Annotated in this window: 19 protein-coding genes; 11 read left to right on the top strand and 8 right to left on the bottom strand. The window is 69.7% G+C overall.

Annotation, left to right across the window (positions count from 1 at the left end; all coding sequences use genetic code 11):
* The first annotated feature begins 49 nt into the window (after positions 1-49).
* Positions 50-1,099 (top strand): lipoate-protein ligase LplAB, encoded by a 1,050-nt coding sequence (lplAB, locus tag KDB89_RS02200; protein WP_219083111.1) that lies wholly within the window; start codon positions 50-52, stop codon positions 1,097-1,099.
* 49 nt (positions 1,100-1,148) lie between these two features.
* On the opposite strand, the gene KDB89_RS02195 is transcribed toward lplAB, so the two are convergent.
* Positions 1,149-2,153, bottom strand: coding sequence for a hypothetical protein (locus KDB89_RS02195; RefSeq protein WP_219083100.1), 1,005 nt, complete (start codon positions 2,151-2,153; stop codon positions 1,149-1,151).
* Positions 2,150-2,677 carry a SigE family RNA polymerase sigma factor gene (locus KDB89_RS02190; protein WP_219083098.1) on the bottom strand — a complete coding sequence of 176 codons (528 nt, stop codon included), beginning with the start codon at positions 2,675-2,677 and terminating at the stop codon, positions 2,150-2,152. Before KDB89_RS02190 ends, KDB89_RS02195 begins: the two co-directional genes overlap by 4 nt.
* Positions 2,678-2,955: 278 nt before the next feature.
* Here KDB89_RS02190 and KDB89_RS02185 point away from each other — a divergent pair, with 278 nt between their 5' ends.
* From KDB89_RS02185 to KDB89_RS02165, 5 genes are read left to right on the top strand one after another with little or no spacing between them, the layout of a single operon-like run.
* Positions 2,956-4,254: an efflux RND transporter periplasmic adaptor subunit gene (locus tag KDB89_RS02185; protein WP_219083097.1), complete on the top strand. Its 1,299-nt coding sequence runs from the start codon at positions 2,956-2,958 to the stop codon at positions 4,252-4,254.
* Positions 4,251-4,940: an ABC transporter ATP-binding protein gene (locus tag KDB89_RS02180; RefSeq protein WP_255556115.1), complete on the top strand. Its 690-nt coding sequence runs from the start codon at positions 4,251-4,253 to the stop codon at positions 4,938-4,940. The genes KDB89_RS02185 and KDB89_RS02180 overlap by 4 nt, the downstream gene beginning before the upstream one ends.
* Positions 4,937-6,166 (top strand): ABC transporter permease, encoded by a 1,230-nt coding sequence (locus KDB89_RS02175; protein WP_219083095.1) that lies wholly within the window; start codon positions 4,937-4,939, stop codon positions 6,164-6,166. Before KDB89_RS02180 ends, KDB89_RS02175 begins: the two co-directional genes overlap by 4 nt.
* 29 nt (positions 6,167-6,195) lie before the next feature.
* Positions 6,196-7,083 (top strand): hypothetical protein, encoded by an 888-nt coding sequence (locus KDB89_RS02170; protein ID WP_219083093.1) that lies wholly within the window; start codon positions 6,196-6,198, stop codon positions 7,081-7,083.
* A complete protein-coding gene (locus KDB89_RS02165) occupies positions 7,080-9,350 on the top strand; it encodes an efflux RND transporter periplasmic adaptor subunit (RefSeq protein ID WP_219083091.1) in 2,271 nt (756 codons plus the stop codon). The genes KDB89_RS02170 and KDB89_RS02165 overlap by 4 nt, the downstream gene beginning before the upstream one ends.
* Positions 9,351-9,701: 351 nt before the next feature.
* Here KDB89_RS02165 and KDB89_RS02160 read toward each other — a convergent pair whose 3' ends face one another.
* Positions 9,702-10,466, bottom strand: coding sequence for an ATP-binding cassette domain-containing protein (locus KDB89_RS02160; RefSeq protein WP_255556114.1), 765 nt, complete (start codon positions 10,464-10,466; stop codon positions 9,702-9,704).
* Positions 10,466-11,620: an ROK family transcriptional regulator gene (locus KDB89_RS02155; RefSeq protein WP_219083086.1), complete on the bottom strand. Its 1,155-nt coding sequence runs from the start codon at positions 11,618-11,620 to the stop codon at positions 10,466-10,468. The genes KDB89_RS02160 and KDB89_RS02155 overlap by 1 nt, the downstream gene beginning before the upstream one ends.
* 311 nt (positions 11,621-11,931) lie before the next feature.
* Here KDB89_RS02155 and mmsA point away from each other — a divergent pair, with 311 nt between their 5' ends.
* The 5 genes from mmsA (at position 11,932) to KDB89_RS02130 (ending at position 17,749) form a co-directional block, all read left to right on the top strand.
* Entirely contained in the window at positions 11,932-13,491 is a 1,560-nt protein-coding gene (mmsA, locus tag KDB89_RS02150) for a multiple monosaccharide ABC transporter ATP-binding protein (protein ID WP_255556113.1), read from the top strand.
* 22 nt (positions 13,492-13,513) lie between these two features.
* Positions 13,514-14,752, top strand: coding sequence for a sugar ABC transporter permease (locus tag KDB89_RS02145; RefSeq protein ID WP_219083082.1), 1,239 nt, complete (start codon positions 13,514-13,516; stop codon positions 14,750-14,752).
* Between the two features lie 87 nt (positions 14,753-14,839).
* A complete protein-coding gene (locus tag KDB89_RS02140) occupies positions 14,840-15,952 on the top strand; it encodes a substrate-binding domain-containing protein (protein ID WP_219083080.1) in 1,113 nt (370 codons plus the stop codon).
* A 299-nt stretch (positions 15,953-16,251) separates the two neighbouring features.
* Positions 16,252-17,040, top strand: coding sequence for a helix-turn-helix domain-containing protein (locus tag KDB89_RS02135; protein ID WP_219083078.1), 789 nt, complete (start codon positions 16,252-16,254; stop codon positions 17,038-17,040).
* 103 nt (positions 17,041-17,143) lie between these two features.
* On the top strand, positions 17,144-17,749 hold the full coding sequence (locus tag KDB89_RS02130) for a LysE family translocator (RefSeq protein ID WP_219083076.1): 606 nt from the start codon (positions 17,144-17,146) through the stop codon (positions 17,747-17,749).
* A 370-nt stretch (positions 17,750-18,119) separates the two neighbouring features.
* Here KDB89_RS02130 and KDB89_RS02125 read toward each other — a convergent pair whose 3' ends face one another.
* From KDB89_RS02125 to KDB89_RS02110, 4 genes are all read right to left on the bottom strand, one after another.
* On the bottom strand, positions 18,120-18,563 hold the full coding sequence (locus KDB89_RS02125; RefSeq protein ID WP_219083074.1) for an RbsD/FucU family protein: 444 nt from the start codon (positions 18,561-18,563) through the stop codon (positions 18,120-18,122).
* A gap of 42 nt (positions 18,564-18,605) precedes the next feature.
* A complete protein-coding gene (locus tag KDB89_RS02120) occupies positions 18,606-19,592 on the bottom strand; it encodes a LacI family DNA-binding transcriptional regulator (protein WP_219083072.1) in 987 nt (328 codons plus the stop codon).
* 61 nt (positions 19,593-19,653) lie between these two features.
* Positions 19,654-21,066 (bottom strand): rhamnulokinase, encoded by a 1,413-nt coding sequence (locus KDB89_RS02115; RefSeq protein ID WP_219083071.1) that lies wholly within the window; start codon positions 21,064-21,066, stop codon positions 19,654-19,656.
* Positions 21,067-21,140: 74 nt separating this feature from the next.
* Positions 21,141-22,904, bottom strand: a complete 1,764-nt coding sequence (locus KDB89_RS02110; RefSeq protein ID WP_219083069.1) for an L-fucose isomerase — start codon at positions 22,902-22,904, stop codon at positions 21,141-21,143.
* Between the last annotated feature and the right edge of the window lie 61 nt (positions 22,905-22,965).

The following is a 22,965-nucleotide window of genomic DNA, read 5'->3' as shown; positions in this document are numbered from 1 at the left end:
CCCACCTTCAGCGTAATCGCACCTGCGCGGACTCGGTAGGCTCGAGCCCATGCGTGGTGAATACAAGGTCCCTGGCGGCAAGCTGGTCGCCGTCGACGTCGAGACGGCCGAGGGCGTGATCTCCTCGGCGTTCGTGTCGGGCGACTTCTTCCTCGAGCCCGACGAGGCGCTCGACGACATCAACTCCGCCCTCGTCGGCCTCGCCGACTCCTCCTCCGTCGCCGACATCGCCGCGGCCATCACAGGGCGACTCGACCCGGTGACCCGGATGATCGGGTTCACCCCCGAGGCCGTCGGCATCGCGGTGCGCCGCGCGCTCGGCCACGCGATCGACTGGTCCGACCTCACGTTCGACGTCATCGGCCCCGTCACGATGGACCCGAGGATGCACGTCGCCCTCGACGAGGTCCTCGCCGCCGAGCTCGCGCACGGCGAGATCCGCCCGAGCCTGCGCATCTGGGACTGGGACCAGCCGCTCGTCGTGATCGGCTCCTTCCAGTCGTACAGGAACGAGATCGACGACGAGGGGCGCGAGCGGCACGGCATCAACGTCGTGCGCCGCATCACCGGCGGCGGAGCGATGTTCATGGAGCCCGGCAACTGCGTCACGTACTCCCTGGTCGTCCCCACCTCGCTCGTCGAGGGGCTGAGCTTCGAGCGCAGCTACGAGTTCCTCGACCAGTGGGTCATGGGTGCGCTGAAGACGCTCGGCGTCAACGCCCGCTACGTGCCCCTCAACGACATCGCCTCCGACAAGGGCAAGATCGCTGGCGCCGCGCAGCGCCGCGTGACGGGCGGCGTCGTGGTGCACCACGTCACCATGGCCTACGACATCGACGCGGACAAGATGCTCGAGGTGCTGCGCATCGGGCGCGAGAAGCTCTCCGACAAGGGGACGAAGTCGGCGAACAAGCGCGTGGACCCGCTGCGCTCGCAGACCCAGCTCCCCCGCGACGAGATCATCGCGGCGTTCCTCGCGCACTTCGAGTCGCTGTACACGACCACCCGACGCGACTACTCGGAGTCCGAGCTGGCCAGGGCGAAGGAGCTCGTGGAGACGAAGTTCTCCTCAGACGAGTGGACGAAGCGGATCCCCTGAGGCAGCTGCGGCGTCCGTCACGACATCACGGCGGACGCTCACGGCGTGGTCAGGGCAACGGCAGGGCCGCGGCCTCCTCGAGTTCTGCACGCAACTCGGCGCCCGGGGTCCAGACGCGGGCCGCGTCGCCGGCATAGAACAGGAATGAGCCGTCGTCGAGCGCGTCGAGGCTGAGCAGTGAGCCCGCCGCGTCGAAGAGTTGCAGCGTGGTGACCCGGTCCGGGTAGGTGATGGCGTCGGGTGCCGTCGTGGCCGTCTCCGAGACGGACAGGCCGACGGCGGACGCCTGCTCGGCCGTCAGCCGCGACGCGACTCGGTTGCCGTCGGCGTCGGCCTGGCACAGCGCAGCCGACGTCGCGTCGGCCGGATCCGCGACCTCGCCCATGGTGGCCGTCATGGTGCAGGGCTCCACCTCGGCCACGAAGTCCTCCCCGCGGTTCTCGGCCCACAGGTCCTGCAGCAGCGCGTAGAACTCGTCGCCGCCCGACCGGATGGTTGCGCCGTCGGTCACGGTGCGGCAACCGTGCAACTGACCCTGGACCGGGGCGATCGAGCCGTCCTCATACTCGAAGGCGACGGTGTAGGTGAGGATGTACTCCATCGTGCAGGCGGCCATGGGGTCAGCCTCGGGCGCGTCGAGGTACCAGGCGATGGCCTCGTCGACCCCCTGGGTGATCGGGTAGGTGGGGCCGGCCGTCCCGAACGCGCTTCCCTCCTCGGTCTGCTCGTCGCCGCAGAGCCACGCGCGCACCGCGCCCTCCTGCAACGCCTCGCCGCCCAGGGCGGCAAAGGCCTCGGCCTGGGTACGCGCGTCGGCGCACGCCTCTGCCGCGGTCAGCGTCGAGGCCTTTGCCGGCGACGCGATCTGGGCGGGACGGTTCAGCAGGGTCGCGCCCAGCGGGACCGCCAGCGCGACGGCGAGCCCGCCGGCCGCGACCCCGGTCACGACCCGACGGCGGCGCCGGCGTCCGCGGACGGCGTCGGCCCAGCCCTGGGTCGAGGGCTCCTCCGGCGCGTTCGCGGTGAACAGGTCGTGGATGTCGTTGGAGCTCATCGGTTCTCCTGGCTCAGGTGATGGGAGCCGCGCAGGGCCGCGCAGCCGCGTGAGGCGTGGGTCTTGACCGTCGACTCGGAGACGCCGAGCAGCTCGGCGGTCTCCGTCACGGAGCGGTCCTCGAAGTAGCGCAGGACGAGCACGGCCCGCTGCATCTTCGGGAGCGCGTCGAGGGCGCGCGCCAGGTCGAGCCTGGTGGTCGCGTCCGTCCCCGCGGTCGGGCCCTCGGGCAGCTCGGCCGTCGGCACCTCGGCGTTCCAGCGGCGCCGCCACCAGCTGACGTAGGTGCGGTAGAGCGTCGTGCGGACGTAGGCCTCGAAGGCCTCGTCGTCCGGCAGCATCAGGTAGCGGCCGAACGCCTTCGCCAGCGCAGTCTGGACCAGGTCCTCCGCCTTGTGCGGGTCGCTGGTGAGGAACCAGGCGGCCCGGTAGAGGCGACCGGCGCGGGCCGCGACGAAGCGGTCGAAGTCGCGGCCGTCGTCCAGAGCCAGCGCCCGGTCCGGCGCGGGGATGGTGTCGGTCATGTTCCCTCCTCATGCGTGCCAACGCTTCGGACCCTTCAGCGGGTTGACACGAAATCCGGACGGATTTCCGGTCGGCGGCGCGTCGAGCCATTGAGCCTAGTGGGTACCGTTTCGGCCGCATCCGCCGGGATACGTGTCGAATCGACGCTGTCCGACGGGGTCCGGAGCCCGAAACCACAGGTCGACCACAGGTTCGGCCCAACATCGGCACAGACGCCGAGCAGAGGATTGCAGCGACCCGGGAACTGCCAGGCCGGAACCACGCCCAGGAAGATCAGATGAGCGAGACTGTCGAAACCGACGAGACACCCAAGCCCAAGCGACGCCGACTGCAGCTGTGGCCCAGATCGCGCAAGGGCAAGGTGATCGCCACGCTGGCCACCGTGGTGGTCCTCGCGGGTGCCGCGACCGGCACCTGGTACCTGGTCAGCCGGCCCGACACCACGGCCGCCGCCTCCACGACCCAGACGCTGACCGTCTCCACGACGACGCTGAAGACGACGGTCGAGGCCACGGGCACGCTCTCCCCCGAGCGTGAGGCCGACCTCAGCTTCGACTCCTCCAGCACCGTCGAGAAGGTCAAGGTCGAGGTGGGCGACACCGTCGAGGAGGGCGACACGCTCGCCACGATCGACGACTCGTCGCTGCAGATCGCCTACGACTCCGCGAAGGCCGACCTGACCGCGGCCAAGGAAACCCTCGCCGACCTCGAGGACGACGACGACTCTAGCGACGCCGCGATCAAGGCGGCCGAGGCCTCCGTGCAGGTCAAGAAGAACGCCGTCACCACCGCGAAGGCCAACCTCGCCAGCGCCACCATGACAGCACCCTTCGACGGGCTGGTCGCCGAGGTCAACATCGAGGAGGGCGACTCGACCGGCTCCTCCTCCGGCGGCAGCTCCAGCTCCGGCGGCTCGACCTCCGCCATGGGCGGCTCGACCACGACGAGCACCACCTCGTCGGCCGCGATCGTCCTGATCTCCAAGGACGCCTACACGGTCTCCACCACCGTCTCCTCCTCCGACATCGCGTCGGTGAAGACAGGCCTCCAGGCCGAGCTGACGGTCGACGGCGCCTCCGACACCCTCTACGGCACCGTCACCTCCGTCGCGGTCACCGCCTCCTCGTCCAGCTCCGGCACCGCATCGTTCCCGGTGACCATCTCCCTGACCGGCAAGCAGGAGGGCCTCTACTCCGGCTCCAGCGTCACCGCCGAGATCATCGTCTCCCAGCTCTCGGACGTCATCGCGATCCCGGCCTCCGCCATCACCACCACCGACGGCACCTCGACCGTGCAGAAGCTCGTCGACGGCGTCGCCACCACCACCGAGGTCACCACGGGCGACACGGTCGACTCGACCGTCGTCATCACCGACGGCCTCGCCGAGGGCGACCAGATCGAGGTCACCATGGCCACGCGCGGCACGGGCAACAGCTCAGAATCCGGCCAGACCGACGGCCAGTTCCCGACCGACGGCCAGATGCCGGACTTCAGCCAGATGTCCGGCGGCCAGATGCCCGACGGCGGCTCGGGCGGCTTCCCCGGCGGTGGCCAGGGCGGGGGCCCGAACCAGTGAACGTCCTCGAACTGAACGACGTCACCAAGACGTACTCGAATGGCTCGCTCGAGGTCCAGGCGCTCCGTGGCATCACGATGAGCGTCGCCGAGGGCGACTACGTCGCGATCATGGGCCCCTCCGGGTCCGGCAAGTCCACGCTGATGAACATCCTGGGCTGCCTCGACGTCCTGACCACCGGCACCTACCAGCTCGGCGGGCAGAACGTGGCAGACCTCGACGAGGACGAGCTGGCCGAGATCCGCAACCGCTACATCGGCTTCGTCTTCCAGCAGTTCAACCTGCTGCCGGCCCTGTCGGCGTGGCGCAACGTCGAGTTGCCGCTCGTCTACGCCGGGATCCCCGCCGCCGAACGGAAGGAGCGCGCGATCGAGGCGCTGGGCCGCGTCGGGCTGGAGAGCCGCATGGGGCACCGCCCCGGCGAGCTGTCCGGCGGCCAGCAGCAGCGCGTGGCCGTCGCCCGCGCGCTGGCCTCCGACCCGGCGATGATCCTGGCCGACGAGCCCACCGGCAACCTCGACTCCAAGTCCACCGACGACGTGCTCGGCCTGTTCGACGAGCTGCACGCCTCCGGCCGCACCATCGTGCTGATCACGCACGAGGCCGAGGTCGCCGAGCGGTCGAGCCGCATCCTGCACGTCCGCGACGGGCTGATCACCGACCAGCTGACGGCGGTGACGCAGTGAGCTTCGGCCAGACCTTCAAGGTCGCGCTCGAGGCCGTCCGCCTCAACCGCACCCGCTCCATCCTGACGATCCTCGGCATCATGATCGGTATCGCGTCGGTCACGCTGTCCGTCGGCCTCGGCCTCGGCGCACAGCAGTCCGTCAAGGACCAGATCAGCGCGCTGGGCTCCAACCTGCTGATCATCTCCCCCGGCAGCTCCACCAGCGACGGTGTCCGCGGCGGCTTCGGCTCCGCCACCACGCTGACGAGGGCCGACGCCGAGGCGCTGGCGTCCTCCGACGTCGCGCCGAGCATCTCGGGGGTCGCCCCCGTCGCCTCATCCAGCCAGACGCTGAGCGCCAACGACACCACCTGGACCTCCACGGTCGTCGCCGCCACCCCGTCGTGGCTGGACGTGCGCTCCCGCACCGTGTCCGTCGGCCGGTTCCTGACCGACGAGGACGTGAGCGAGAACGCCCGCAACATCGTGCTCGGCCCCGACACCGCGGAGGAGCTGTTCGGCAGCGCGGCGATCGCGGTCGGCCAGACCGTGAGCATCAACGGGGCCGACTTCCAGGTCGTCGGAGTGCTCGAGTCGACCGGCAGCACGTCGGACACCAGCAGCGAGGACGACACCGTCCTGATGCCGTGGTCCACCGCCGCGCTCACCGTCGGCACGTCGGCCTCGACCGTCTCGACGATCTACATCACCGCCGAGGACGAGGCGCACCTGTCGGCCGCCTACCAGGAGGCCACCGCCGCGCTCACCACCCGCCACGACCTGACCGCGGACGACGACGCGGACTTCAGCATCACCACGCAGGAGTCGCTGGTCTCGGCCGCAACGTCGACCGAGCAGACCATGACGATCCTGCTCGGCGGCATCGCGGCGATCTCGCTGCTCGTCGGAGGCATCGGCGTCATGAACATCATGCTCGTCAGCGTCACCGAGCGGATCCGGGAGATCGGCCTGCGAAAGGCGCTCGGCGCCCGCCAGCACACCATCCGCAACCAGTTCCTCACCGAGGCCGCCGTGCTCGGCTTCACCGGCGGCGTCCTCGGCCTCGGGATCGCGTTCCTCGGCGCCTGGCTGCTGCCGGCGTTGCTGGATCAGCCCGTGACGCTGGCCGGCTGGGCGATCGTCGGGTCGCTGGTCGTCGCCGTCGGCGTCGGCCTCGTCGCCGGCGTCTACCCCGCGAGCCGCGCAGCCAAGCTCGCCCCCATCGACGCCCTGAGGCGCGACTGATGACCATCTCTTCGAACAGGACACGACACATGACCACGCGTACCTTCCGCATCGCCACCTCCCTCGCCGCGGTCGCGGCACTGGCCCTGGCGGGCTGCTCCGGTTCCTCGGCTGAGACCAGCGCCGCCCCGTCGGCGCAGTCGACCGGCCAGCCCGACGCGGCCGCCTCGGGCGCCCCCGGAGGCCAGGGCGGAGGCCAGGGCGGCGGGATGCAGATGAACGGCACGTTCGGGATCATCGCCGCGGTGCAGGACTCCACGCTGCAGGTGCAGGGCGACGACGGCCAGACGGCCGTCACCTACACCGACGACACGACGTTCACGACGCAGGTCACCGGATCCATCGACGACCTCGCCACCGGGCTGTGCGTCAGCGGAATGGGTACCGGCGACGACGACTCGACGGTGACCGCGTCGTCGCTCACCGTGACCTCGGCCACCGACGACGGCTGCACGGGCGGCTTCAGCGGCGGGTTCGGCGGAGGCGGCGAGCGTCCGTCCGATGATGCGAGCGGCGCCCCCAGCGGGATGCCGAGCATGGACCCGAGCTCGATGCCCACCGACATGCCGAGCGACATGGCCAGCATGGACCCCGGGTCGATGCCGTCGGGCGCCCCCGAGGGCGGCGGCATGGGCGGCGGGTCGTTCATCTCGGGCGAGATCACGGCCGTCGACGGAGACACGGTCACGGTGAAGGGCACGGACGACTCCGAGAGCACCTTCACCGTGAGCGACGACACGACGATCACGACCACCAAGGACGCGTCCTCGGACGACGCCGTCGAGGGCGTGTGCGCGCTGGCACAGGGCGACACGGATGACACCGGCGCCGTCACGGCCACCTCGATCGCGCTGAGCGAGGCCACCGACGGCGAGTGCTCCATGGGCGGTCGCGGCATGGGCGGCGGCAACCGATGACCAGGGCTGAGGCGAAGCGGCGGGCGCGGACCCGCCGGATCGTGCTGACCGGCGCGACCGTCGTCGCGCTGGGCCTCGCCGGCACCGGCGCCTGGGCGCTCAGCCGACCCTCCGAAGCCAGCACGCTGGTCACCGGCACCGTCACGACCGGAGAGGTGACCCAGACGCTCAGCGGCACAGGGACGGTCGCGGCCGTCGGAGACGTCAGCGCCTCCTTCCCGGCCAGCGCCGAGGTCACCTCCGTCTCGAGGCAGGTCGGGGACACCGTCGAGGCGGGCGACGAGATCGCCACCATCGACACCACGGACCTCTCCGATGCCCTCGACGACGCGGCCCTCACACTCGCCGAGGCCGAGGAGGCCCTGGAGACGGCGCAGGAGGCGGCCGACTCCGACGACGACTCGAGTTCGTCGAGTTCGTCGGACGAGTCCAGCGCGAGCACCGGTTCCTCCAGTGGGAGTACCGGCAGCACGTCGGGCGCGACGGGTTCGGCCTCGGGCTCCTCCGGCTCGACCTCCGGTTCCACCGGGTCGACCTCCGGTTCCACCGGGTCGTCCACGGGCTCCGCGGACTCCGCGGGCAGCGGCTCCTCGACCACCCCCAGCGCTTCGGCCACTAAGACGCCCTCGGCGGACACGACCACGTCCCCGTCCGACGAGACCCCGCAGGCGGAGGACACGACGGCGGCGGACCTCAAGGCGGCCAAGAAGCGGCTGAAGGCGGCCCGCGCCGCCTACGCGACCGCGTGGCAGAACCTGACCTCCGCGGTCAGCTCGGCCACGTCGACCTGCACCGCGACGGCAGACGAGGCGTCGCCGACCGACGCCACGAACTCGTCGAGCACCACCAGCCTGGTCATCACGAACGCGGACTACTCCACCGAGGATCCGTCCGCGACCCCGTCGGCCACGACGACCGCCAGCCCCACGCCGGAGCCGACGGAGACCGCCACCGTGAGCGCCTCGCCGTCGGCCTCCGCATCGACGACCGAGCCGACGTCCGAGCCCACCGCCTCGGCCAGCGACAGCGCCACCCCGGAACCCAGCGCGTCCGAGAGCACCGGGACGGACGACACGACCGGCACCACCGTCGACCTGACCGCCTGCATCACCGCACTCGAGGGGCTGAGCACCAACGAGCAGAGCGTGGGCGACGCGACCACCGAGCTGGACGACGCGATCGACGCGCTGGTCGCCTGGGCGGACGCGGCCGTCGCGGACACCGGCTCCGACAACACCGGCGACGATTCCGACAACACCGGTGGCTCCGATTCCGGCACCTCGCAGGGCGGGTCGGGAGCCCAGGACGGCTCGTCGGGCGGGTCGTCGGGCGGTTCCAGCGACACGCAGGGCGGCTCGACCGACGATCAGAGCGGCTCTACCGGCTCGCAGTCCGGTTCCACCGACGCCCAGAGCGGCTCCGCATCCGCCGGCTCGTCGTCTGGCTCGTCAGCCTCCGGTTCCTCCGCGTCGGGTTCGGGCTCCGTCTCCGGCGGCGGTTCCGCCGGCGGCACGTCGCAGACCGTGGACCAGGCCGAGGTCGCGCTGCAGCAGGCCGAGCTGGACTACGCGTCCGCCGAGCTCGCGCTCGAGGGCGCGACGCTCGTCGCGCCGGCCGACGGCGTGCTCACGGCGATGCCGTTCGTCGTGGGCGGGACGGCCGCCACCTCCGACGTGGTCACGGTGAGCACCGAGGACAGCGTCTCGATCCCCGTCGAGGTGGCCGTCACCGACATCGGCAAGGTCGCGGTCGGCCAGGAGGTTTCGGCCTCCGACGCCACCGGCGGCACCTCCGAGGGCAGCGTCGGCACCATCGCGCTGCTGCCCACGTCGGGCGCGACGACCTACACTGTGAGCGTCGTCGTCGCCGAGCCGGCCGCCGGTCTGGTGGCGGGGACCTCGGCGAACCTGACGATCACCGTCGCCTCCAGCGCCGACGCGCTGCTCGCACCGATCTCGGCGATCACGCTGACAGGGTCCGACTCCGGCACCGTCAGGGTCGTGTCGGACGGCCAGGTCTCCACCCAGGACGTGACGCTCGGCATCCGCGGCACCACGCACGTCGAGGTCACCGACGGCCTCGCCGACGGCGACGCCCTCGTCCTCTCCGACACGTCCGAGGCGATCCCGACGTCCGACTCGTCCACCTCCTCCATGGGAGGCGGCATGGGCGGTGGGTCCGGCTTCGGCGGCGGCTCGTCGATGGGCGGCGGCTCGTCGTTCGGCGGCGGGTCCTCCTTCGGTGGGGGCAGCGGCCCCCAACGCTGATCCGCCGACGCCCGCCGGCCCGGTCTCCTCGCGGGAGGGACCGGGCCGGTTGTCGTTCACCTGCAGCCCACCCGGGATCCCGGTGCGCCAACTCGGCCCGACCCCGTTCGTGCATAACTGTGGATATAGCCGAAGCACCCGCACATAGACCGAGTGCTCCGGACCTGGCCACAGTTGTGCGCGACAGGAGCCCCTCTCGACAAGCTCGAGGCCCTTCAACAAGCTCAGGGAACCGGGTCACCGAGCCCCGTCGAAGTTCTCAACAACCCGAGGTCAGCCCACGGTTCTCCGAGCCTGTCGAGGGGCGCCGAGCGCAGCGAGGCGTCCGACTACCCCGGCCCGACGTTCAGGTCACGGCGCAGACGGGTGCGGCGACCGGGCGCGGGTGGCGCCCGTGATGGCCGCGATGATCTCCTCGTAGCTGGCCGCGCCCGACTGGAAGGAGCCGTTGTTGCGACCGTGTCGGAGGACCTCGATCCGGTCGGCCACCGCGCGCACGTCGCTCAGGTTGTGGCTGATCAGGATCACGCCGAGGCCCATGTCGCGGAGGTCCTCGATGTAGCTCAGCACCTCGGCGGTCTGGCTGACGGACAGCGAGGCGGTGGGCTCGTCCAGGACGACCAGGCAGGGGTCGCTCACCAGCGTCCTTGCGATGGCGACGCACTGACGCTGGCCGGCTGACAGGCCGCGCAGGGGCTGGTCGAGATCCGCGATGCGGGTCCGCAGGCGGCCGAGGTAGCTGCGGGCCAGTTCATCCATCCTCGCGCGGTCGAGGAGCCCACCCGAGACGATCTCGCGGCCCAGGAAGATGTTGCTCGTCACGTCCAACTGCTCGACGAGCGCGAACTCCTGGAACACCGTGGCGATGCCCATGGCGATCGCTGCCTTGGCACTCGGGATGCTGACGACCTCGCCCTTGAGTTCGATGGTGCCGTGATCCGGCTGGTACACGCCTGCGATCAGGCGCGCGACGGTCGACTTTCCAGCGGCGTTGTCCCCGACGAGCGCAACGACCTCCCCCCTGCGCACCTCAAGGTTCACTCCCGTCAGGGCGTGCACACCCCCGAAGACCTTGTCGACGTCGGTGAGCCTCAACAACGCTGTGGAGTCTCTCATCATCTCTCCCTGCTCCTCAGAGGGTCCATGCCGTCACTGGCCGCGGCCAAAGCCCCACGCGCCTCCGCGTCCTCACACTCCCCGACCACGACGAAACCCTTGCCCGACGGCAGCAGCGGGCGCGTCCTGAGGACAGCGCGGACCGCGTCGGTGAACAGATCCCCGGTGGCCGTCAGCGCCCCCGTGAGGCAGATGCGCTCGGGCGCTAGCAGGGTGGCCGCGTCCGCGATGGCCGTACCGATGGCCGTCGCCGCGTGCGAGACCACCTGACGGCACCCCGGGTCGCCGTCGTTCGCCCGCTGCACGATCGCGCGGAGGCTGAGCGGGCCGTGCGTCACGCGCAGCAGATCCGCGAGAGCGAGGTGCGAGGCGACGGTGTTGAGGCAGCCGCGGGCACCGCAACGGCAGATCCGGCCCGAGGCGTCCGCGGAAACATGGCCGAGGGCCCCAGCTGCGACACCGAGTCCCTGCAGCGGCTGACCCCCGACGACGAGCGACGACGTGGTGGTCGACGAGGCACGCACGACGAGCGCCGACCCCACTCCGCGCAGCGCCCCGTACCGCGCCTCCGCCACTGCAGCGGCCTCAGCCTCCGGCACCGCGACCACGCGCCGCCCGAGGATGCGCGTCAACTGGTCCGCCACGTCGATCTGCTCCCACCCGGTGAGCGCCTCGTATACGGCCCCGCCCACGCCTGGCATGGTCAGCCCGACGGCGGCGACGTCGTCGAGCGACGCGCCGACCTGCTCCGTGAGCTCGCCCACAAGCAGCGCGATCCGGTCCAGAGTCGTATCGTCGCGGTGGTCCAGCGGCAGCGGAAGATGTTGATTCGCGTTGACGGTCCACGAGGCGTCCGCGACGATCACCTCGACGCGCCGGCGCCCGATGTGCACACCGACTGAGAGGTCCGAGGATCGGACGAGGGAGACGGCCTGGGCGCGCCGCCCCGAGCGGACGGTCGCGGTGGTCTGCACGACTCCGGCGGACTGCAACGTCTTGACAAGGTTGGAGACGGTGGCGGGCGAGAGGCCGGTGACGGCTGCGAGCTCCACCTGGGTGATCTGCCCGTACTGCCTGACCGCCTCGACGACGGCCGCGCTGTTGGCTTCGCGCAGCGAAGACTGCGAACCCCTGGCGCCGATACCGTCGATCACGCGTCGAAGCCTATCATCACGCTCCGAATCCAACTGGAAACGTTAACAACCGCCTCGGCGGGCTTGACTTCAAGCTACGAATCCAGGCCTGACGTCGCGCCCGATCGTCGTCAAACATCGATCGACTAGGTGTGTGACCGCTGCTGACGGCCCACCGGCACCGCTCCACGTGAGGAACTTGGTCACATTCTGATAACAGGCTGTGTTTAGTTGTTGACGCCATGAAGGACGCAGGCTTAACGTTGGCTTCAGTAGTCAAACCCAGCCGATTCGGAGTCGAACGGCTTGAGTCATCGAAGACGGGAGGCAACGTGACGGACAACCCAGTGCTGCTGGAGATGGTGGGGATCACCAAGGAGTTCCCCGGCGTCAGGGCGCTCGACAACGTGACGATGCAGGTGCGACGTGGCGACATCCACGCGATCTGCGGCGAGAACGGAGCCGGCAAGTCCACCCTCATGAAGGTGCTCTCGGGCGTGTACGCCCACGGCACGTACGACGGTCGGATCCTGTTCGACGGCGAGGAGATGCGATTCGCGTCGATCCGCGAGTCGGAGGAACGCGGGATCGTCATCATCCACCAGGAGCTGGCGCTCATCCCCGAGCTGTCAGTGACAGAGAACATCTTCCTCGGCTCCGAGGTGGTCCGCGGGATGCTGATCGACTGGGACGCAGCCCGCACCCAGGCGGCCGAACTGCTCGCGCGGGTCGGTCTGGATGTCGATCCCGACACCCCCGTCAAGACCCTCGGCGTCGGCCAGCAGCAGCTCATCGAGATCGCCAAGGCGCTGTCGAAGAATGTGCGCCTGCTGATTCTCGACGAGCCGACCTCCGCCCTCAACGAGGACGACTCGGAGAACCTGCTCGATCTGATGCGGGGGCTGAAGGGCCGCGGCATCACGTGCATCATGATCTCGCACAAGCTCAACGAGATCGCCGAGGTCTCCGACGCCGTCACGGTGATCCGCGACGGAAAGACGGTCGACACCTACGACGTCGTTGCCGGGCAGGTGGACGAGGACCGCATCATCAAGGCGATGGTCGGCCGCTCGATCGAGAACCGCTACCCCACCCGCGAGCCGCACATCGGGGAGACACTGTTCGAGGTGCAGGGCTGGACCGTGGAACACCCGTCACTGCCGGGTCGCCTCGTGGCGAAGAACGAGTCCTTCACCGTGCGCCGCGGGGAGGTCGTCGGCTTCGCCGGCCTGATGGGGGCCGGCCGGACCGAGCTGATGCGGTCACTGTTCGGGCGCTCGTACGGCACCTACCTGGAGGGCCGGATGTGGCTCGACGGTAAGGAGATCGCGCCCACGAGCGTGCAGCAGGCCATCACCTGCGGCCTCGCCTATGTGACGGAGGACCGCAAGAGCCTCGGCCTCAACCTCATCGACTCCATCAAGTCGACCATCGTGCTTGCCAATCTGAAGGGCATCGTCTCCCGCGGGCTCCTGCAGCTCGACAAGGAGGCGGACGTCGCCGAGACATACCGACGCGATCTTCGGATCAAGACCGCCTCCGTCGACTCCGGGGTCGCCACGCTGTCCGGCGGAAACCAGCAGAAGGTCGTCCTGGCCAAGTGGATGTACACCTCGCCGCAGGTGCTCATCCTCGACGAGCCGACCCGAGGCATCGACGTCGGGGCCAAGTACGAGATCTACAAGCTGATCCACGCCCTGGCCGACGAGGGCAAGGCTGTGATCGTCGTCTCGTCGGAGCTGCCAGAACTGCTCGGCATCACGGACCGCATCTACACCATCCGGGAGGGCGAGATCACGGGTGAGCTCGCCTCGGCCGATGCCGACCAGGAGACCCTCATGCGCCGCATGACCACCACTTCCACCGCGCCGGCGGACCCGGCACAGATCTGAGAGCCAAGGACCGGGACTAACCATGAAGCATCTCAAGCAGGTGTTCGGAGGAAGCCTCCAGCAGTACACCATGGCGCTGGCGCTGGTCGCGCTCGTCGTCATCTTCGACGTCATCTCCGGCGGCCGCATGCTGACCGCCTCCAACTTCCAGAACCTCATCTCCGGCAACGCCTACGTGCTGGTGCTGGCCATCGGCATGGTGATGGTCATCGTGGTGGGGCACATCGACCTCTCGGTCGGCTCTGTCGCGGCCTTCGTCGGCATGAGCGTGGCCATCAGCATCCGGGACTGGGGCCTTCCATGGTGGGCGGGCCTCCTGCTCGGCATCGTCGTCGGCATCCTCGTCGGCGCCTGGCACGGCTTCTGGCTCGCGAAGATGGGCATCCCAGGCTTCATCACGACACTCGCAGGCATGATGATCTTCCGCGGCCTCGTGATCTGGATGTCGCACTCGATCTCCGTGCCCGTCCCGCGCGAGTTCCAGGTGCTCGGCGCCGGCTACCTGCCCGAGTGGGGCCCCGCCTTCACGGGCATGAACAACTCGACGCTGGTGCTCGGCATCATCGCCGCCGCCTGGTTCATCTACCACGAGCTCCGTCGCCGGGCGAGTCTGCTGGCCCGCAACCACGAGGCCCCGCTCTGGGCCACCGTCGTCCGGCTCGCGCTCATCGTCGTGGTCATCGGTTACCTCACGTACCTGTTCGGCTCCGGCCGACCCGGCACGTCGTTCCCGATCCCCGGCCTGATCCTCGTCGCCCTGGTGATCATCTACCACGTCATCACGCAGCGCACCCGCCTCGGCCGCCACATCTACGCCGTCGGCGGCAACAAGGCCGCCGCCGCCCTGTCCGGCGTCAGCGTCCCGAAGGTCTACTTCGTCGTGATGATGAACATGTCCTTCCTCGCCGCCATCGCCGGCATCCTGTTCGTCGGACGCGCCACGTCCGCCGGCCCCTCCGACGGCACCATGTGGGAGCTCGACGCCATCGCCGCAGTCTTCATCGGCGGCGCCGCCGTCTCGGGCGGCATCGGCACGGTCGTCGGATCCATGATCGGCGGCCTCGTCATGGCCGTCCTGAACAGCGGCCTGATGCTGATGGGCGTCGGGGCCGACCAGACGCAGGTCATCAAGGGCCTCGTCCTGCTCGCCGCCGTCGCCTTCGACGTCCGCAACAAGGTCCAGGGCAAGCCTTCGGTGATCGGCGCCATGACACGCCGCTTCGCCAAGGACAAGCCAAACCCCGTGTCGACCACCGACTGACCGAAGCCTCAACCACCAATCCTCAGTGGGCCGACCGGCCCACTGGCAACCAACCCCTCATTTACCCATCCGGGAAAGGAAACCACGATGAAGTTCAGAGCAGCACCCCTCATCGCGTCGCTGATCGTCGCCGGCATGAGCCTCACGGCCTGCGGCGGCGGCCGCGAGGGAACGACCGCTGAGGCGACCGGGAGCGGCTCCGCCGCGGCCGGCTTCGCGGCGGACGCCACCATCGGCGTCGCGCTCCCCTGGCTCGGCACGCAGAACTGGAAGGAGGCGGAGACCATGTTCGAGGACCAGCTCACCGACGCCGGTTTCAAGCCCCTCATCCAGGCCGCCGACAACAAGGTCCCGCAGCAGCAGCAGCAGATCGAGGCCATGATCGAGCAGGGCGCCAAGGCGATCGTCGTCGGCCCCATCGACGGCACCCAGCTCGGCTCCGTCCTCGAGACGGCCCACGACGCCGGCGTCAAGGTCTTCGGTTATGACCGCCTGATCGAGAACACCACCGCGGTCGACGGAGTGATCCAGTTCGGCTCGGTGCGCACCGGCGAGCTGCAGGGCCAGGCCCTCCTCGACGGCCTCGCCGCGGAGAAGGGCGACGGGCCCTACAACATCGAGCTGTTCGGCGGCGGCCCCGCCGACCCGAACGCGCCGAAGTTCTTCGAGGGCGCGATGAGCGTCCTGCAGCCGAAGATCGACGACGGCACGCTCGTCGTGGTCTCCGGCCAGACGGACTTCACGCAGGTCGCCACGCAGGACTGGGACAACTCCAAGGCCCAGGCCCGCATGGATTCGCTGCTGTCGGGCTTCTACTCCGACAAGAAGATCGACGGCGTCCTGTCCCCCAACGACGGCATCGCCCGCGCGATCATCACGTCCGCGGAGCAGGCCGGTCAGGACATCCCCGTCGTCTCCGGCCTGGACGCCGAGAACGAGTCGATCAGCTGGATCGCCCAGGGCAAGCAGTACTCGACCGTCGCCAAGCCCACCGAGGACCTGGTGAGCAAGACCGTCGAGCTGATCGTCGCCGCGCAGAAGGGCGAGGAGCTTCCTGCCCCCGACGCCACCGAGGACAACGGCGCCACCGACGTCGCGATCTACCAGCTCGACCCGATCGTCGTGACGAAGGACAACCTCAAGGACGTCTTCGCCAATGATCCGGAGCGCATGAAGCTCATCGAGGCCGCCGAGGGCTGATCCCGAGGCTGACTCCGGTCAAGAGCAGGCCCGGCCCCGAAGGGGGTCGGGCCTGTGGCGTTCCACGACTCCCGCCGTCGAGCCCACCACCCCGTACACAACTGTGGCCAGAGCAGCAGCACGCGGAAATATGCCGAGTGCTCCGGACCTGGCCACAGTTGTGCGCGCCGGGACCGCCGAGCGGCTGGCGCCGTCTCAGGCTGGCGCGATCCGGCACGCCAGGACCGGATTCTGCCTAGTCTGGACGGGTCCGCGACGGCTCCTCACCCTGTCGCGGCCGCGAAGGGACTGACTGGTGGATGACTGAGTTCTGGCGCAGCACGGCATTGACACACCTGGAGGCGCGGCGGTCCTGCCAGGAGAACACCTGCTACCGGGTCCACACCCACGACGCGCTCTCCATCGGCGTGATCGACGCGGGGGATTCGCTTCTTGCCGGGCCCCTCGATGGCACCATCCCCCTCGAGGCCGGGGACATTGTGGTCATCCCGGCCGGGCAGGCGCACGCCTGCAACCCGGACCGGAGCCGCTGGCTCCACCGGATGGTCCACCTGGACCAGAGCTGGGGCGCGTCGCTCCTGCCGGATCCGGACCACAGCCCCCTGTTCGACGGGATCAGCGTCTTCCGCCGGCCAGGCCTCCACGCGCTCCTCACCGCTCTCACCGATGCCGTCTTCGCCGACCCGTCCGAGGACCGGCTCGCGCAGCTTTTCCGGGATGCCCTGACCGGGTTGGAGCAGGCAGCCCCTGTGTACCGGGTGACTGCCGAGGTTGACCCGGAGCTCCTTGAGGAACTGCGTCCTGTGCTGAGTCGCCTGCTCATGGAGGAGGTCAACCCGTCGCTCGATGAGCTCGCCTCGTCGCTCGACATGACCAAGTTCCAGCTCATCCGCGCCGTCCGCCGGACGACCGGCCTGCCCCCGCTGGCGTGGCGTCAGAATGCGCGCATCGTCCGAGCCCGCCACCTGCTCCGGGAGGGTCGCTCGATCGCCGATACAGCCAACGACATGGGCTTCGTCGATCAGAGTCACTTCCACCGCGTCTTCCGAGCACACGTCGCGACCTCGCCCGGCGAGTACCGGCGCTGACGGCCCTGACGGCGCTGACGGCGCTGACGGCAAGAACGTACAAGACGCAACGCTTCGATCCTTCGATGATGTGCGGGTCATGCCCTCACACCCGAAGGAAGCCATGGAGCAGTTTGCCGCCGTCGCCGTCGCCCATTTCCTGGCCCTGTTGATTCCGGGGGTCGACTTCCTCCTCATCGCCCGCACCTCGATGACACACGGGTGGCGGAGCGCCACCGGCACCTGCCTGGGAATCGCGACGGCGAACGGCATCCTCATCTGCGCCGCGTTCGCCGGCCTGTCGTTCGTGTCCAGTCCCATCGTCCACGACGTGATCCAGCTCGTAGGCGGGCTCTTCCTGATCTCGGTGGGCGTCGCCTTCCTGAGGTCCGACGCGCGCATCGACCTCCGCGACGATGCGCCTCTCGCGAGCACTGGCTGGCTGAGGAACGTGGCCGTCGGGCTGTCGTCGGGGCTGCTCAACCCGAAGAATGCGCTCTTCTATGTAAGCCTCGGCGCTGCACTCGGCGCCGACGCCCCTCTCCCCCTGTACGGCGCGTGGATGGTCGCCGTCGTCCTGACCTGGGACGTCTTCGTCGCCTTCATGCTCGGGTCCCGAATCACCCTGCTGCGGATGGAGCGCTTCCTTCCCTGGCTCACCCGGGCCGCCGGCTGCTTCCTCTGCATCTTCGGCGGCGCGATGGTCGTCTCGCTCTCCGGCCAGCGGTGAACTGCGTCCGGGGACCCGTGCACAAGAGCCACAAGAATGCCTATGTCGGATCCGCTGCGATATAGGTACAGCCGGCCTGAAATGGGCATTGTTGTGCACGATAGGGGCCCCTCTCGACAAGCTCGAAGCCCTTCGACAGGGCTGTGCTGAGCCTGTCGAAGTGCCCGTTGACCGAACAGGCCTCCCCACCCGTCAGCCACCGGCACTCCCCGTCGTCCTCGCTCCCACAACTCCCAGCCTCGGCACCCTGCCACCCCGTACACAACTGTGGCCAGAACCGAAGCACCCGGATATAAGCCGGGTGCTCCGGACCTGCCCACAGTTATGCGCACCGAGGGACCTCTCGACAAGCTCAGGGAACCGGGCTCCGTCACTCGCCAGGGGCGCGGACTCCGACGGTGAGGAGGACGTTGGCGTAGAGGCGCTGGTCGGCGGTGATGACGACGACCGACACGTCGCTCGTCTTGGCCGCGTCGTAGAAGTCCCAGCGCGGGATCATGGCCACCTCGACGCCGGGCAGGGCTGCGCGGTACTCGTCGTGGGCCGGGATCGACTCCGGCAGCTCGATGCCCTTCGCGTCGGCCGCGGGGACCATGAGCCCCAGCTGTTCGATCGGGATCGTCTGCTTGACGACGTCGAGGACCTGCGACACGGTCAGCAGGCCGGGCGCGAGGTTGAGCCAGATCCGCTCGGCGGCCGGGTTCGCGCCGCTGACACCCGGGTAGTTCCCGTCGGTGATCAGGATCTTGCCACCGTGGCCCGCGCGTGCGAGCGCCCCGATCAGCTGGGGGTGGAGCATGGGTCCGTACAGCATGGTGTTCCTCTCAGATGGATATGTGCCGATGAGTTCGGCGGCTCAGGTCGACTCCCGGACGATCAGGTCGGCGTCGACGCGGATCGCCCCGACCTCGTCGGCCGTGAGCAGCCGGTGCAGAGACTGCACCGCGAGACGTCCGATGGCACGGAAGTCCTGCCGGACCGTGGTGAGGCCCGGATTCAGGAACCCGACGCCCGCCATGTCGTCGAAGCCGACGACGCGGACGTCTCCGGGCACGCTCAGCCCGCGCTTCTGCAGCGCCGTCATGGCGCCGAGTGCGAGCTGGTCGTTGGCCGCGAAGACCGCGTCGGTGCCCTCGGGCAGCTGCCCCATCAGCGGACCGGCGTCCGCGGCGTCCCAGGAGCCGGCGTGGAGCACGACCGGCTCGAGGTCGGCCTCGGCGATGGCCTCGTGGTATCCGGCCAGCCGCTCGTAGGCGTCAATCCAGTCCTGCGGCCCGGCCACGTGGACGATCCGGCGGGCGCCGCGGTCGATCAGGTGCCTGACTGCGGAGATGGCGCCGGCCCTGTGATCGAGCGAGACCCCGGCGGAGTGTGGTGGCAGCGAGTGCACGCGTCCGATGAGGACCGTGGGCATCCGCGCGGCGACGTCCACCACCCAGGGCGACGGCTCCGTCCTACCGCCCAGGATGATGACCCCGTCGGCCGTGACGGGGATGAGGTCCTGCAGGTCCGGGACGACGCCCTCGCGCGGCGGCGCGATGCTGGCCACGGCATGCAGCTGCAGCTCGGCCAGCTCCTGGCAGACCTCGACGAACGTGGTGGCGTGCCCGTAGAGCAGAGGAACGGCCACCAGCACGATGACCTGGCCGGTGCGGTGCGCCGACAGCGAGCGGGCCGCCAGGTTCGGGCGGTACCCGAGGCGCTCGACGCTGGCCATCACCCGGACGCGGGTCTCCTCCGCGACGACGTTGATCCCGCGCACGACGCGGGACACGGTCTGGATGGACACGCCTGAGTCCTCCGCGATGTCGCGCAGGTTCACGCGTCTGGATTCGGGGGTCATGCCTGCACCCTAGGGGCCGCGACCGGGCCGACGGAGGCGACCCCGCGGAGGATCTCCGCGCTCATGCCCGCGGCCGATACTCGACGGTGCGGGCGGTGGCCGCGATGACCGCGTTGCGGTCGGCAGGGTCAAGATGGCCGAGCACCTCGAGCTGCGCGATCAGCGACCCCAGCGCGGATGCCTCGACGGGCCCCGCGATCACCGGCACGCCCGTCCGGTCGGCGGTCAGCTGGCACAGCAGGGCGTTCCGGGACCCGCCGCCCATCAGGTTCAGCTGACGGGCGGGAGCGCCGGTGAGCTCCGCCAGCTCGGCGAGCCCGCGGGCGTAGCGCTCCGCGAGCGACTCCAGCACCAGGCGGACGACCGCCCCCTGCGTCAGCGTCGCGACGTCGATGCCCTGCTCGTCCAGCGCCTCACCGATCCGGGCAAGCATCCCGCCCGCCTGCGCGAAACGGGGCTCGTCCGGATCGATCAGCGCGGCCAGCGTCGGCGCGGCAGCGGCCAACTCGACCAGCCGGGCGATGTCCGCCTCCCGGGCCTCGGCGGCCCACTCGCGCTGCAACTCCTGCAGGATCCACAGCCCGGTGATGTTGAACAGCGGCCGCAGCCCGCCGTCGGCGGTGGCCTCGTTCGTCAGGCCGATCTCGCGGGCGCGGGCGCTGAGCAACGGCTCGTCACGCAGGACTCCCAGCACCGACCACGACCCGCAGCTGAGGAAGTATGACTCCTGCGTCACGTCGCGCAGCAGCGCGTGCGTGGCGCAGGCCGTGTCGTGGGCGCCGGCGCGCACGACGGTCAGAGCAGACAGCCCGTCGACGGAGCACGGACCGACGGCGTCCAGCTCGGCGGTGACGTCGCCGAACCAGCCACGCGGGATGCCCAGTGCGCCGAGCACGTCGTCGGAGAAGTCACGGACTCCGGGCGTGCACAGGCCGGAGCTCGAGGCGTGCGAGCGGGACCAGCCCTTCACACCGGACAGCTTCCACGTGAAGTAGTCGGGCAGCAGGAGGACGCTGGCCGTGCGGGCGGCGGCGTCGGGCTCCTCCGTGAGGAAGGCGAACAGCTGGTTGGCCGTGTTGATGGTGGCCGGTGCGATGCCGGTCGCGGCCCAGGCGGCCTCGTCATCCAACCTGGAGCGGAAGGCATCGTGCGTGCGGACGGTGCGCTCGTCGCGGTAGCAGCGGCCGGGAGTGACGGGGAGGTCGGCGGCGTCGAGCGGAACGTAGTCGACGCCCCAGGTGTCGACGGAGACGCTGACCGCGCCCGGGAACTGCTGGACGGCCTCGCGCAATCCTGCGACGATCTCGGTCCAGATCGCGTCGAGGTCCCAGCAGAGGTACCCGTCGACGAGGGTGGCCCGGTGCGGGAAGCGGTGGACCTCGGTCTCGGTGATCGTGGCGCCGTCGAACGTTCCTGCGACGATGCGCCCGGACGACGAGCCGAGGTCGACGGCGAGGGCGGTGACGGGGGGCACGCGATCTCCTGGGTGGTTGGGGGTGGGGAGGGGCGGGCGCGCGGACGCCCGCCCCTCCCGGTTTGTGGTGTGACTCAGCCGTAGAGCGGGCCGTAGGCGTCGCAGGCGCGGAAGTCGGCGCCCTCGAGGTCGCGCGTGCCGAACGCGGACCAGGCCTTCGGGCGGAACACCTGCTCGTCGGGCACGTTGTGCATGTTCACCGGGATGCGGAGCATCGCGGCGAGCGTGATCAGCTTGGCGCCGATGTGGCCGTACGCGATGGCGCCGTGGTTGGCGCCCCACTGGTTCATCACCTCATAGACGCTGGTGAACGCGCCCTCGCCCGTCAGGTTCGGCACGAACCAGGTGGTCGGCCAGGCGCGGTCGGTGCGGACCTCGATGGTCGTGGCGACCTCGTCGGGCAGCTCGACGGTCCAGCCCTCCGCGATCTGGATGACCGGGCCGAGCCCGTCGACCAGGTTGATGCGGCACATCGTCACGGGCACCTCGCCGGCCGAGCGGAAGTGCGTGGAGAAGCCGCCGCCTCGGAAGTACTCGACGTTGGCCGGGTGGAAGGTGGTGGCGTCCAGCATGGCCTGCGTGTCGGCCTCGGTGAGGTCCCACCAGTCCTTGATGACGTGCTCGCCGTCCTGCGTGGCGGCGAAGGTGCCGTCGAGGGTCGTGGAGCCGGAGTTGCGCAGGTCGATGATGCCGCCCGACGCGCGACCGGTGAGCTTGTGCCCGGTGACGCGTTCGACGGCCTCGGGGCTCCAGAACGTGCGGACGTCGCTGAACAGCTGCGCCTGGTTCGTCAGGAGGTGGTTGAACAGCATGGAGGCGCCGTTCAGGGCGTCGTTCTCGGTGGCCATGACGTAGGCCGGGCGGGGGCCGTTCCAGTCGAACTGCGTGTTCAGGATGGTCTCCATCACGTCGCCGTTGGGCATGCCGTCGGTCCACTGGCGCTGGCCCTGGAAGCCCGCGGCGATCGCGCCGTGGCCCCCGGCCTCCTCGCCGAAGCCCAGCTCCGCGAGACGCGGGTTGCCGACCATCAGGTCACGGGCGATGAGCGTCATCTTGGTGCAGTAGATCCACCAGTCCTCGTGCTTGTCGCTCATCTTCAGCGCGTCGGGGTTGAAGTCCTCGCCCTGCGTGAAGTTCTCGCGGATCCAGGCGTATGCCTTGTCGAACTCCTCCGGGTCGAAGATGTTCTCGCGGACGCGGCGGTCGAACTCGCTCATGTCGATGTACTCGTTGCGCATGCCGAGGTACTTGCTCCAGAAGTCGTCCTTGACGACGGAGCCGGCGATGCCCATGGAGACCCCGCCCATGGCGAGGTAGGAACGGCCGCGCATCTGGGCGACGGCGAGGCCGGCGGTGGCGTAGTCGAGCAGGCGGGAACGGACCTCGTCGGGGATGGTCTCGTCGTCGGCGTCCTGGACGTGCTCGCCGTAGATGCCGAAGGCGGGGATGCCGAGCTGCGCGTGGCCGGCCAGGGCGGCGGCCAGGTAGACGGCGCCGGGCCGCTCGGAGCCGTTGAAGCCCCAGATCGCGTGCGGCATGGTGCGGTCCATGTCGATGGTCTCGGTGCCGTAGCACCAGCAGGGGGTGACGCTCAGGGTCAGGCCGACGCCCTCGAGGCGGAACTTGGTCGCGGTGGCCTGGGCCTCCGCGACGCCGCCGATGGTCGAGTCGGCGATCACGACCTGGACGGGGGTGCCGTCCGGGTACCGCAGTTCGGCCTCGTACAGCGCGGCGACGCGCCTGGCCATGTTCATCGTCTGGTCCTCGAGGCTCTCACGGACTCCTCGACGACGCCCATCGATGATGGGGCGGATGCCGATCTTCGGGTAGTTGGTCACGGATGACACCTTCTCTGGTCGTGCTGGGTTCCGGCCCTTGGCAGGCGGGCCGGGGAATGTC

Origin of the sequence: Tessaracoccus palaemonis, assembly GCF_019316905.1 — a bacterium.
In the GTDB taxonomy this organism is placed as follows: domain Bacteria; phylum Actinomycetota; class Actinomycetes; order Propionibacteriales; family Propionibacteriaceae; genus Arachnia; species Arachnia palaemonis.
Note: the sequence above shows the minus strand (reverse complement) of the source record. Positions and strands in the feature narration are given on the sequence as shown.